Origin of the sequence: Vibrio sp. 5S239, from assembly GCF_041439575.1 — a bacterium.
GTDB classification, from domain to species: Bacteria; Pseudomonadota; Gammaproteobacteria; order Enterobacterales; family Vibrionaceae; genus Vibrio; species Vibrio kanaloae.
In genome coordinates this window covers 73132-86245 of record NZ_JBGOOM010000022.1, presented here as the reverse complement: position 1 = coordinate 86245, position 13114 = coordinate 73132, and the positions used below count along the sequence as shown (strand labels likewise).

Sequence of the window (13114 nt, the reverse complement as noted above, 5' to 3'; positions counted from 1 at the left end):
TATTCATCAACGAGTGCCCACACAGATTGATAGGTTTAAATTGTTAAAGAGCTTTACTTATTGAGCGTTCCTTTAAGTAAGGAGCCTCTCTAAGTGGACGGCCATTCTAGCGAATTGGATTTCAGTGTCAAACACTTTTTTCAGCTAGTTTTTCAAAGCATCTTAAATGCTTATTACCATCTTGTTAGTCAATTAAAACCGCTTGGTTTCCCTTGGTAACGGAGGCGCATTATAGGGATAATAATCCTTTGCACAAGGCCAAAAACGAAAAAAAACCGCCACAGGTGACCGTTCGAACATTATTCAAGCAAATCATCCAAAATAGGTACGATTACGGCATCGTTTCGACAATCGTACCTATTGTTAGTGGTTAAATTATTGGTGCACGATAATTCTATCGTTGTTTACTAATAGCTGTACTTTCTTATCTGGATTTATTTTGCCAGCAAGTATCGCTTTCGCTAACGGGTTCTCAACACTTTGTTGGATTGCTCGTTTCAAAGGCCTTGCACCATAAACAGGATCGAAGCCAGTTTGAGCAATAAACTTCAACGCTTTGTCTGAAACTTCAAGTTCATATCCACTGCCTTCCATACGCTTACTTAAATGTTCAAGCTGAATAGAGGCAATTGATTGAATGTGTTCTTGAGCTAATGGATGGAATACAACACTTTCATCAACACGGTTTAAAAACTCAGGTCGGAAATGTTTCCCTACTACTTCCATCACTTCATTTTTGATTCCTTGGTAATCCAGTGTATTGAAATTCTCCTGAATACGAGCAGAACCTAGATTAGATGTCATGATGACTACCGTGTTCCTAAAGTCCACAGTACGACCTTGACCATCGGTTAAGCGCCCATCATCAAGAACCTGTAATAGAATGTTGAAAACATCTGGGTGAGCTTTCTCTACTTCATCCAACAAAATTACCGAGTACGGCTTACGACGTACTGCTTCTGTTAGATACCCACCCTCTTCATACCCAACATAACCCGGAGGCGCACCGACTAAACGAGCAACTGAGTGCTTCTCCATGAACTCAGACATATCGATACGTACCATGGCATCTTCACTATCAAACATGAAGTTCGCTAATGTTTTACACAGTTCTGTTTTACCTACCCCTGTAGGACCGAGAAATAAGAAAGAACCAATGGGCTTGTTCGGATCAGACAAACCCGCACGGCTACGACGAATGGCGTTCGACACCACTTCGACAGCTTCGGCTTGACCTATAACTCGCTTATGCAAAGCACTTTCCATTTTAAGAAGCTTGTCTTTCTCAGCTTCTAGCATTTTGGATACCGGGATACCCGTTTGCTTCGATAGCACTACTGCGATTTCTGCATCAGTGACCTTATTACGAAGCAATGTCATTTCTTGCATTTCAGCTTGAGTCGCTAGATCCAGTTGTTTCTCTAATTCAGGAATACGACCATATTGAAGCTCTGACATACGATTAAGGTCACCAGCTCGCCTTGCAAAGTCCATATCCATACGAGCTTGTTCTAGCTCTGACTTAATATGTTGCGTACCCGATAGGGCCGCTTTATCCGCATTCCATACTTCTTCAAGCTCTGCGAAGTCTCGCTCTTTATCGGTCAACTCAGCTTGTAATGTACGGAGCCGCTTTTCACTAGCTTCATCGTTTTCGTTGGTTAAAGCTTGTTGTTCGATCTTCAGTTGAATGATTTTCCGCTCTAATTTATCCAATGACTCAGGTTTTGAATCGATCTGCATGCGAATACTCGAAGCCGCTTCATCAATCAAATCAATAGCTTTATCTGGTAACTGACGATCCGAGACGTACCTATGAGATAGAGTCGCCGCAGCAACAATAGCAGGATCAGTAATCTCTACATGGTGATGAAGCTCATAACGCTCTTTTAAGCCTCTTAGGATAGCTACGGTATCCTCGACCGTTGGTTCATCAACTAGTATTTTTTGGAATCGACGCTCTAGTGCCGGGTCTTTCTCAATATACTTGCGATATTCATCAAGCGTTGTTGCGCCGACACAATGCAGTTCACCACGAGCTAATGCTGGTTTTAGCATATTACCGGCATCCATAGAGCCTTCGCCTTTACCCGCCCCCACCATAGTATGAATTTCGTCAATGAAGAGAATGATATTTCCCTCTTCTTTGGATAACTCATTAAGAACCGATTTCAAGCGCTCTTCGAACTCACCACGATATTTAGCGCCGGCAACCAAAGATCCCATATCTAATGAAAGTACCCGTCGACCTCTTAACCCTTCAGGCACCTCATTATTGATAATACGCTGCGCTAAACCTTCTACGATCGCGGTTTTACCCACACCAGGCTCACCGATAATAACTGGATTATTTTTAGTACGACGTTGCAGAACTTGAATAGTACGGCGAATCTCATCATCTCGACCGATCACAGGATCCAGTTTGCCTTGCTCTGCTCTTTCAGTCAGATCAATGGTGAACTTCTCTAGTGCTTGGCGTCTATCTTCCGCATTTGGGTCATCAACTTTTTGACCGCCTCGAACTTGCTCGATAGCTTGAGATAACTTTTGTTCAGTAAGACCTAGCTCTTTAAGTAAGTTACCTAAAGGGCCTTTGTCTTCAATGGCTGCAAGTAAGAAAACTTCCGAAGAGATGTAGCTGTCTTGACGCTTTTGCGCGACCTTGTCACATAGGTTGAATAGCGTTCCCATTGAATTTGAGAGCTGAACATCCCCACCGATACCACTTACTTTCGGCACACGATCTAACATTTCGCTCAATTTCGAACGTAACTGAACAACATCAACATTCAACATAGTTAAAAGTGGACGAATCGCACTACTATCTTGATTTAGCAATGACACCATTAGGTGTACGGGTTCTATATATTGATGATCACGACCTAATGCGAGTGACTGAGCATCAGATATCGCAATTTGAAATTTACTAGTGAATCGATCGAGACGCATATCAACCTTCTTACTCTTAGAGATATTGATCTTATGACTAAAAGATGGATACGAGAGCGTGGATTTTCAAGGGATAAGAATGAAGAATAGAGCTTATATGAAAATATAAATGAGCAGGATGGCCATTTGCGGTCGCTAGAGGTTACTCTAACCAAATAAAAGTAGCCTGACGCCCAGTAACACCATCTCGACGATAAGAATAGAAAGTATCTGAATCAGCGTATGTACACAGATTCGAACCTGTCACTGAAGTCACGCCAGCTTTATGCAATCGTTGAGTCGCGAGTTGAGACATGTTTGCTAACCACTTGCCAGGTTCAGATTTGGCTTTAAATGCTAATTTCGCTTGAGGGTCAAAACTAACAAAAGCGTCCAATACATCATAACCTACCTCAAACACATCCTCACCAATAGCAGGACCAAGCCAAGCGATAACCTGGTTAGCTTCATCAATATTTGAGAACTTTGCGACTGCATTTTCAAGAATACCACCAGCAAGACCACGCCAACCTGCATGAACCGCCGCAACTTGTGTACCGTTAGTATTGGTGAGGATAACCGGTAAACAATCTGCCGTCATCGCAGAGCATACAACACCTTTTGCAGTGGTAAATGCACCATCAGCATCAATAATATCTGTCGTCGGTTCTAAAACCGTAACGACATCTGTTGAGTGAGTTTGATTTAACCATATCGGTGAAGCAGGCATGTTAGCTTGTTGCTTGAGCCATGCTCTATTATTTTCAACAAATGAAGCATCATCCCCAACATGTGTACCTAAGTTTAAACCTTGGTACGCATCGCTAGAAAAACCACCAACACGCGTCGAAGCAAACGCTTTGACGTTTTGGGGGGCATTCCAATTAGGGATGATCATCGACATGATTAAATGTCGTCTTCTAAGTTTTCGCGAGCATCAACACGTAACGCTTCAGCCATCACGACCATGTCATTTGGCACAGGAGCGTGAAATTCAACTTCTTCACCTGTAATAGGGTGAACAAATTTAAGCATAACTGCGTGTAGTGCTTGGCGATCAAAAGAACGAATCATCGTCGTTAGTTCTTCAGATGCACCTTTTGGAATACGAGCACGGCCACCGTATGCAACATCACCTAGCAGCGGGTGCTGAAGGTATGACATATGAACACGGATTTGGTGAGTACGACCCGTTTCTAGGCGTAAGCGAATACGAGTATGCTCACGGAAGTGTTCTGCAACACGATAGTGAGTTACCGCTGGCTTTCCTAATTCGTTCACGTCCATTAATGTACGCTTAGTTGCATGACGGCTAATGCCCTTCTCTACCACACCACCAGCGGTCATTTTACCAATTGCAATTGCTTCATATTCACGAGTGATACGACGCTTAGCAAGAGCACGCACTAAACGAGTTTGAGCTGGAACCGTTTTAGCCACAACCATAAGGCCAGTGGTGTCTTTATCCAGACGGTGCACAATACCCGCACGAGGTACTTCTGCGATCTGAGGATAATGGAAAAGCAATGCGTTTAGTATGGTTCCATCCGGTGTGCCTGCTCCTGGGTGTACAACCAGATCGCGAGGTTTATTGATCACCAATAAGTCATCATCTTCATAGACAATGTCTAAAGGAATATCTTGTGCTTCCCAGCGCTCTTCATCTGCAAGTTCAGCTTGCAAGATGATCTCCTCACCACCTAAAACCTTAACACGTGGCTTAGTGATAACTTCACCATCCACTTGGATTTTGCCATCAAGAAGCCACTCTTTAATACGAGAGCGAGAAAAATCGGTAAATAGTTCAGCGACAGCTTGGTCTAAACGTTGACCTAACTGGCTGCTTTTTACTGTGTCTGTTAATGTGATCTGCTGAGCCATATCGAACTTTTTTAAAAACCGTGAGACTAATACCCATTAGTATGGATAAAATAGAATAATTGCATCATTGTATCTGTTACTGGTTAGAAAGTAACGGAAGCTTACGAAATATTTAATTCAAGGAATCGACGCCTGACATGAAACACCTTACTTTATCGGGTCTATTAGCCGTATCACTCTTGGTTGGTTGTTCAAGTAGTGAAGAGATAGTGCCAGATGTACCACCATCGGTTCTCTACTCTGACGCTCAAGAGTCACTGCAGAGCGGTAGCTGGCTTTCTGCAATCGAAAAGCTAGAAGCCTTAGACTCTCGCTATCCCTTCGGCGCCTATTCCGAGCAAGTACAGCTCGATCTGATTTACGCGTACTACAAAAATGATGACTTGGCACTCGGACTTGCCACCATTTCACGATTCCTACGCTTAAACCCAACTCATGAAAAACAAGATTGGGTTCTTTACATGCGCGGCTTAACGCACATGGCGCAAGATCGAAATTTCATGCACGATATTTTTAATATCGATCGAAGTGACCGAGATCCAGAACCAGTGAAGCTTGCCTTTGCTGATTTCAAGCGACTCCTCGAACGCTTCCCTAGCAGCCCTTATGCTGAAGACTCACAAAAACGCATGTTTGCACTTAAAAACCGCCTAGCGGAATATGATCTAGCAACGGCTGATTTCTACCTAAGGCGTGAAGCGTGGATTGCGGCAGTAAACCGAACACAAGAGCTGCAAAAGACTTACCCAGATACCATTGCAGCTCGTAAATCTTTAAAAATACAGTTAAAAGCTTATAAAAAAATTGGTTTAGAAGATGCAGTTTTAAGAACAGAGAAGTTAATTGAGCTAAACCCACTACCTTAATCAACTTGCTTACATATCAATCTAAAAAAGCGCGCTAATTTATTAGCGCGCTTTTTTTAACCACATTTCGCAAACTTGATGAATCGCATAATACACGATATCTTCAATAAATAACTTTTAACAAATCATCAACATGGAGTGTGGATGTGAGTAGGTTGTTATTATTTATTGGGATCATGCTATTTAGCCAATATTCCCACTCATTGGAGTTGTCCCCATTAAGCAATAAGCCTTACATGGGAGACTTAGATGTACTTAAAACCAAAGGAATGGTGAGAGTGCTCGTATCTGCCGATCTTGGTTTTTATTACATCGAGGATGGCAAGCCAAAAGGCATCGTGGCAGAAATGCTCTACCACTTTGAGAAAAGCCTTCGTAAGAAACACCCCTACCTCAATGTTCAAATAATCCCCGTACAACGAGATGATCTACTTCCCTCTTTAGAATCTGGCTATGGTGATGTCGCTGTCGCTAACCTAACGATCACCGACAAACGACTACGAACCATCGATTTTTCAGATCCAATGATTAAAGATGGTAAAGAACTCATTATCACAGGGAAAAAGACCGAACCTATCACCAAAATCAAACAATTGAGCGGTAAAGAAGTATGGATCCGAGCAAGCTCGAGTTACTTCGAGAGCGTGCAAAAGTTAAATAAAGACCTTAATGAACTGGATTTACCTCCACTGAATGTCCACTTCATTGAAGAGTCACTGCAAGACTACGAGCTGATAGAGCTAGTCAACCAAGGTTATATACAAGGCACAATTCTGGACAGCCATAAAGCCAAGCTTTGGACTGACGTAATGGAAAACATTCAAGTTCATCATGACTTGCCCTTACGTGAAAATGGCCAAATAGCATGGGCATTGAGAAAAAACAGCCCTTTGTTAAAGAAAGAGATCAACAAATACGTTAAGACCGCACGAACAGGCACCCTACTTGGGAATGTTATTTATCAGAAATACATCGACAACACTCGCTGGTTAGGTAGAGCACTCAACCCAAATAAAATAGACCGAGTAGCTAAGCTGTCAGATGTCTTTGAAAAGTATTCGAATAAATACGAATTCGACCCTTTGATGATATCTGCACAAGGTTTCCAAGAGTCAGGGCTTGATCAAAGCAGAGTTTCTCATCGTGGAGCTATTGGTGTGATGCAAGTATTACCGAGTACCGCAAAAGATAAAAACGTCAACATCAAGAACATCCACAAGGTGGATAACAACATCCATGCGGGTGTGAAATACATGCGCTTTATCAAAGACCGATACTTTGACGACCCAGCAATATCATCGGACAACCAAATCTACTTCACTTTGGCTTCTTACAACGCGGGCCCCGCGAAAATCAGAAAGATGAGGCACCTTGCTAAGCAAAAAGGCTACAACCCAAACATTTGGTTTAAAAACGTAGAAATCATCACTCGCAAATACGTGAGTAAAGAACCCGTAACCTATGTTGCCAACATCAATCGTTACTTCGTAATCTATAAACAATTACAAGCTATCAATGCCATCCGAGAGGACGGTACAGCGAGATTACTGAACACTAATGATTAAATTTCCCTTCAATCCTAGCACTTGGGGAACAAAGGTTTTAGATAAGGCTAAAAACACAAAAGCCGCATAAGACAACTTATGCGGCTTTTGTTTATCTAATTCTGAAGAAGCTTACGTAGCGATCTATATCACGAGACCTATATCACAAAACACTATTGAGTAAATTTCAATCAAGCACTTTCTATAGGCTGTAAAACGCCTCTAAAAACTGGTTTAATTTTTAGCGAAGCCTTGCCTCTAAGTTATCGTTTTTCATAAGGATAACAAGCATTTTTCGCCAAAAACATATCAAGACTTGCGTAAGATCACATTTGATTTTAATGCTTATCCCACCCAGCCAAAATAAGATCTAGATCACATTCTTTATTCCTGAAAGTCGTAATCTGAAGTTAACCCATGAGGGATACAACAGAGGAAAACTTCTATGAAAATGAACATCACTGGTAAAAACATCGACATTACCTCTGCAATCCGTGATCACATAGAAAGCAAATTTAAGAAGCTGGATAAATGGCAAGTAGACATCATTGGCTGCCAAGCGAGCTTTAGCGAAGAACCAAACAAGAAGAAGAAATTTGAAGCGGTACTAACCGTACCAAAAGGCCAACTTGTTGCCTCATCAATTCATGACGACCTCTACGTAGCGATCAACGAAGTGGAACAAAAACTAGAGCGTCAACTCAACAAGCTACGCCATAAACCAGAAGCGCGCCGCGCTGACAAGCCTGAAATCGAAGAGCTAGAAGCTGAAGTAGAATAAGGAAAGATAACAGATTAAAAAATAGCGCCTCAGGGCGCTATTTTTTTGCTTGACGCTTGTTGCTCGCTTGCTTATTGTGTTTAAACATTCATAAAACAATCACTTTTTATGCATACTCAATCTTTGTTTATTTTTGACTTCTTTTTTCTTCCGTAAATCGGAGGCTAAGTCGTTTTAGAAAAACAAGTCAAAAACGAACAAGAAGCCTCCCACACTAGGGAGGCTTTTTTATAAGGACACATTTATGACTGACCGCTCAATTTCACTGGATGATATCCGCCTTCGTCTTAATGATTTAGACGACGAACTCCTGAAGCTACTTTCGGAGCGTCGCAAGCTAAGTATCGAAGTCGCTAAAAGCAAGGTAGAGACATCAAAACCAGTTCGTGATGCAGTACGAGAGCAGCAACTATTAGTTAAGCTGATCAACAACGGCAAAGATAAATACGAACTTGATGCGCAGTACATTACCAAGCTGTTTCACACCATCATCGAAGATTCCGTTTTACTACAGCAGTCATACTTACAAAACCTAGCGAACCCGCAAAGCCGTAAACCATTGGCTCGCGTTGCATTTTTAGGTTCTAAGGGATCATATTCGCACCTTGCGAGTCGAGAATACTTCAGTCGCAAGAATATGGAATTGATTGAGCTGAACTGTAATCACTTCAAAGAAGTCGCATCAACAGTAGAGTCTGGTCATGCCGACTACGGTGTCCTACCGATTGAGAACACCAGCTCAGGGTCAATCAACGAAGTCTACGACCTACTACAACACACGACGCTTTACATCGTTGGTGAGCTTTCTCAGCCTATTGAGCACTGCCTTGTTGCGAAAAGTGATATCCGTTTAGAAGACATCAAAACACTCTATTCGCACCCACAGCCCCATCAGCAATGCAGCGAATTTTTAAGTCGTCTTAAAGGAGTGAACCTCGAGTCATGCGCAAGCACCGCTGATGCAATGAAAAAAGTGAAAGAGCTAGATGACGATGATGTTGCTGCTATTGGTAATGCATCTAGCGGTAAGCTTTACGGCCTACAAGCAATCCAAGGCAATATTGCAAACCAAACTGAAAACCATACTCGTTTCATCGTGGTAGCTCGTAAACCTGTTGAAGTGTCGACTCAAATCCCTGCAAAAACGACACTGATCATGTCGACCTCTCAAGAGGCAGGTTCTTTAGTCGAAACTCTACTGATTTTACAGCGCTTAGGTATCAATATGACTAAACTGGAGTCTCGTCCTATCATGGGTAACCCGTGGGAAGAGATGTTCTATGTAGATTTAGAAGCACACCTGGATTCAGATAAGATGCAACAAGCAATAACCGAACTGACAGCCATTACTCGTCACTTGAAAGTATTGGGTTGTTACCCAAGTGAAAACATCAAAGCGACTCAGGTTAAGTTATCGTAAGCATTCATCTACTAGTAATAGACGGAGTATTTCGCCTACTGTAGGTCAATAAATAAAATAAGATCGCAGCTAACGCAATAACTGAACATATTGGGCGAAAGACAGAAGTGATATTTTGTTTATATCTCAATTAGTTATTCGTTAGCAGGCTGTTCTCAGGCCTGAAGGTACCCCTCACCTCGCAAATCTTGCTATCCAATTACGTCTTTCATTCATGATATTACTAACAATAGAACAAAAATCTAATTCCCTTCACAGGAATGCATCGAACTACGTTTAATTAATAGCGAGTGAACATTAAGTAACATAAACTCAAGCGCTAAATTATAAATAGTGTTGTCATTAACTATGAAGCTAAGTACTAAAATATTACTACTGATAGCCCCTGTGATCCTGATCAGTGCCGCTGCTTCTAGCTATATTATTTATTCAACTCAGAAAAACAGCTTCATTAAACGTGAAAACAACGTTCTACAGCTCAACATGGAGAAGTTAGCCGGGCATTTTCGACAATCTCGGTCATTTCTACATAGTTACGCTTATACCTTGACCCAAAGTGACATGGTGAAACGTTACTTTCTCACTGAACAAAATTTATCTCGCGATCTTGAACTGGTCAATAACCTTAGGGAGGCCATATATTTCTTACAAGATGGCGATGAAAGTTATACTGGATTAGCGATACTCGATAGCGATCGTAAACTCAGTTATTACGCTGACAATAGTGACGACTCTTTAGCTCAGATTGATGAAAATATATTGGAGTTCGTTGATCAACATTATCAAGATACCTTAGAGACATCGAGTACCAACTATATACAAAACTCTCAAGGGGAGGGAATGTTGGTCCACTATGAGATGCTAGATAATGAAATGGCCTCCCCAACCATAAGTAACCAATTCAACGATGTGTTTTTTGTTGTCGCATCCGTCTCACTCGACAAGTTTACTGCGTTGAGAAAACAGATAGAGTTCGACTATCAAACAAGCCTGTTTTTTACACCAATTGCGGTTTCTCTAGAAAATGGGGTTACCCATTCCATAAAACTTGCGCCTGAACTATATGCCACAGTAGATCCTGCGCAGTTTCTATTAGAGAACAAGCTTGACTCCATTTGGAACAAGCTAAGTTTGTCATTTGCACTATCTGCATTTATCACTGTCGTTTTACTGCTGATACTATTATCTCGCAATGTTATTACTCCGATAACACGGCTAGATCGACAGTTACAACAAGTAGAAAAAAAACAGCGCAAGAACATTGAACGCTTAGGCACTCGCGATGAGCTTGGTCGCCTATCACAGCGTTTTTATGACATGTACCAAGAGCTAGATAACACCTACCAACAAACCAAGCTCTTAGCAGAAAATGATCAATTAACCCATATAGCGAACAGGCATCAGTTTCAAACCTTTGTTCAGCAATCTCTCCCGAAACCCGGCTCGAATACCGAAACTTGGGTACTCTATTTCGACTTGGATAACTTCAAGTTTGTAAACGACACATACGGACATCAAATCGGTGACTCGATACTGGTCTGTTTTGCCAAGCGTATCTCCGCTATTTGTACCCATTATAAAACAGAGTTCGATGCTCATTGTATGCCCGCACGACTCTCTGGAGATGAATTTGTAGTGTACATTAACGCTCCAACTGACAAAGGAAACATCGCCCATAGGTTTTCTGATGACTTACTCATTCCGTTGCAAAAAGGCTTTGTTACTCAGTCTGGGAGTTTTCCGATTACGGTCAGTATCGGCATTGCAACGTATCCTAACGATGGTTACTCGATTGAAAAGTTACTCTCTAATGCTGATACCGCCATGTATCAAGCCAAGCGTGCAGGTAAAAACCAATTTGCTGACTATTCACGAGATTTAGACAAAGCGATTCAACGCCAAGCAAATATTGAACGCGCACTCAGAGACAAAAACTTTGATGATGAATTTAAACTCGTTTATATGCCCTATATGGATTCAACCGGAAGCCATATTATTGGCGTTGAAGCCTTACTACGTTGGCATTCAAAGCAGCTTGGTTTAGTTCCGCCCGATGAATTCATTCCTATTGCCGAGCAAACAGGGTTATTTGAGATAGTTGATTGCTGGGTGATACAGAATGCCTTTGCTTCTTTTCATCGACTTCAGGCTCAATTTACCCATTCAATTCAACTGTCGATTAACTTATCTTCAGCCGGGATTGAAACCACACACCTTGCTGAATTCATTGATGAACAGGCTAAAATGAATACTATTCCGCCAAGCTTGATTGATTTTGAAATCACGGAAACCTTTTATTCAAATTCTCAAGGCTTCCCACTGCTCAACGAGCTGTCTAGGATGGGCTACCGATTAGCGATTGATGACTTTGGCTCTGGTTACACCTCTATCACTCAGCTGGTGCAGTACCCAACTCAGAAAATCAAGTTGGATAAAGCATTTTTGGATACCTTGATTAAGACCGATAATCAAAACATCGTGAAACCGATTATTGGGCTGTGCCATGCTCAAGGCAAAAAGGTAACAGCCGAAGGTATAGAAACAAAAGATATGCATCAGTGGTTGCAAGAAGCACAATGCGATATGCTGCAAGGCTATTACTTTGGTAAACCCATGCCACTAGAAGAACTGCATGAGTGGTACCGACAGCATCAACTCAGTCTAATCCATAACAGTAAGAATCCAACACATGAAATCCGTCGTTATTGCATCACTGAACCCAGCTAAAGTTAACGCTGTTAAAAGCGCGTTCTTGTCTGCTTTTCCTAATACTGAATTCGAATTTATCGGTGTTAGCGTACCCAGCGGGGTTGCTGAACAACCCATGAGCAATGATGAAACCTATCAAGGTGCAGTGAACCGCGTGCACAACGCTATTCAAGCGCAGTCGGATGCGGATTTCTATGTCGGTCTAGAAGCTGGAATAGAAGGCAGTGTTACCTTTGCATGGATGGTGATTGAAGCGAATGGTCAGCGTGGAGAGTCACGCTCGGCAAGTCTGATGCTGCCACCTGCGGTACTTGAGAAGCTAGAACATGCAAACGAGTTAGGTGATGTCATGGATGAAGTCTTCGGTACAGACAACATCAAGCAAAAAGGTGGGGCGATTGGTCTGCTGACACACAACCAACTCTCGCGCAGCTCGGTATATCATCAGGCTTTGATCTTAGCATTGATCCCATTTGTAAACCCTGAACATTTCTCCGATAACTAATCATACGAATCCCCCTCATTACAACCTCAAGAAGTCAAACAGTGCTATATAGAAGCAACAAACGCTAACATTTCGTTAGCGTTTGTTGTTAAATTCGAACTGACATTATTCAATATTTACTTCAGCAATAGTTCGGCAATAGCGGCTTTCTCTTGTTCAGATTTGGCTTTTAACTCATTCGAGCCTCTTGTGATCGTCGCCACACCGACTCCAAGCATTTGGCTCACTTGACGCTGAGACATCTCCCCTTTCATAAGTTCACAAAGGATGTTTACTCGAGCAACCAAAGCATCGCGTTCGTCAGAGGTCATCATCATGGTCAACAACAACTCATGCTGATCTTTTTCAGCCGCTATTTTTACCAAGTCCATTAGTTGTTGCCAATTATCATATTCAGGTTTTGATGCCATATCTCTACACTTACTTTAAAATTATGACTTTAAGTATTCGCTTAATGATTAAAAGCGTTCAACACTTTAT

The 13114-nt window shown here is 41.9% G+C and carries 10 protein-coding genes and 1 other annotated feature; of the genes, 6 read left to right on the top strand and 4 right to left on the bottom strand.

Annotation, left to right across the window (positions count from 1 at the left end; all coding sequences use genetic code 11):
- Nucleotides 1-375: 375 nt before the first annotated feature.
- The 3 genes from clpB to rluD all read right to left on the bottom strand — a co-directional run bounded on the left by clpB (nucleotide 376) and on the right by rluD (nucleotide 4809).
- Complete coding sequence (gene clpB / locus ACED48_RS15940; RefSeq protein WP_017056158.1) at nucleotides 376-2949, bottom strand: ATP-dependent chaperone ClpB; 2574 nt, start codon at nucleotides 2947-2949, stop codon at nucleotides 376-378.
- Between the two features lie 142 nt (nucleotides 2950-3091).
- On the bottom strand, nucleotides 3092-3832 hold the full coding sequence (gene pgeF, locus ACED48_RS15935) for a peptidoglycan editing factor PgeF (protein ID WP_017056157.1): 741 nt from the start codon (nucleotides 3830-3832) through the stop codon (nucleotides 3092-3094).
- A gap of 2 nt (nucleotides 3833-3834) precedes the next feature.
- The gene (gene rluD, locus ACED48_RS15930; protein ID WP_017056156.1) at nucleotides 3835-4809 is read right to left on the bottom strand and encodes a 23S rRNA pseudouridine(1911/1915/1917) synthase RluD; all 975 of its coding nucleotides are present in this window, start codon (nucleotides 4807-4809) and stop codon (nucleotides 3835-3837) included.
- Nucleotides 4810-4946: 137 nt separating this feature from the next.
- Here rluD and bamD point away from each other — a divergent pair, with 137 nt between their 5' ends.
- The 6 genes from bamD to yjjX all read left to right on the top strand — a co-directional run bounded on the left by bamD (nucleotide 4947) and on the right by yjjX (nucleotide 12634).
- Nucleotides 4947-5675: an outer membrane protein assembly factor BamD gene (gene bamD / locus ACED48_RS15925; protein WP_017056155.1), complete on the top strand. Its 729-nt coding sequence runs from the start codon at nucleotides 4947-4949 to the stop codon at nucleotides 5673-5675.
- 140 nt (nucleotides 5676-5815) lie between these two features.
- Entirely contained in the window at nucleotides 5816-7240 is a 1425-nt protein-coding gene (locus ACED48_RS15920) for a lytic transglycosylase F (RefSeq protein WP_338391020.1), read from the top strand.
- A gap of 424 nt (nucleotides 7241-7664) precedes the next feature.
- Nucleotides 7665-8000, top strand: coding sequence for a ribosome hibernation-promoting factor, HPF/YfiA family (gene hpf, locus ACED48_RS15915; protein ID WP_017056153.1), 336 nt, complete (start codon nucleotides 7665-7667; stop codon nucleotides 7998-8000).
- A gap of 110 nt (nucleotides 8001-8110) precedes the next feature.
- Nucleotides 8111-8232 (top strand) — a sequence feature (Phe leader region).
- 12 nt (nucleotides 8233-8244) lie between these two features.
- On the top strand, nucleotides 8245-9420 hold the full coding sequence (pheA, locus tag ACED48_RS15910; RefSeq protein ID WP_017056152.1) for a prephenate dehydratase: 1176 nt from the start codon (nucleotides 8245-8247) through the stop codon (nucleotides 9418-9420).
- 348 nt (nucleotides 9421-9768) lie between these two features.
- A complete protein-coding gene (locus ACED48_RS15905; RefSeq protein ID WP_017056151.1) occupies nucleotides 9769-12147 on the top strand; it encodes an EAL domain-containing protein in 2379 nt (792 codons plus the stop codon).
- The gene (gene yjjX, locus ACED48_RS15900; protein ID WP_017056150.1) at nucleotides 12110-12634 is read left to right on the top strand and encodes an inosine/xanthosine triphosphatase; all 525 of its coding nucleotides are present in this window, start codon (nucleotides 12110-12112) and stop codon (nucleotides 12632-12634) included. Before ACED48_RS15905 ends, yjjX begins: the two co-directional genes overlap by 38 nt.
- 116 nt (nucleotides 12635-12750) lie before the next feature.
- Here yjjX and trpR read toward each other — a convergent pair whose 3' ends face one another.
- The gene (gene trpR / locus ACED48_RS15895; protein ID WP_017056149.1) at nucleotides 12751-13044 is read right to left on the bottom strand and encodes a trp operon repressor; all 294 of its coding nucleotides are present in this window, start codon (nucleotides 13042-13044) and stop codon (nucleotides 12751-12753) included.
- Nucleotides 13045-13114: the final 70 nt, after the last annotated feature.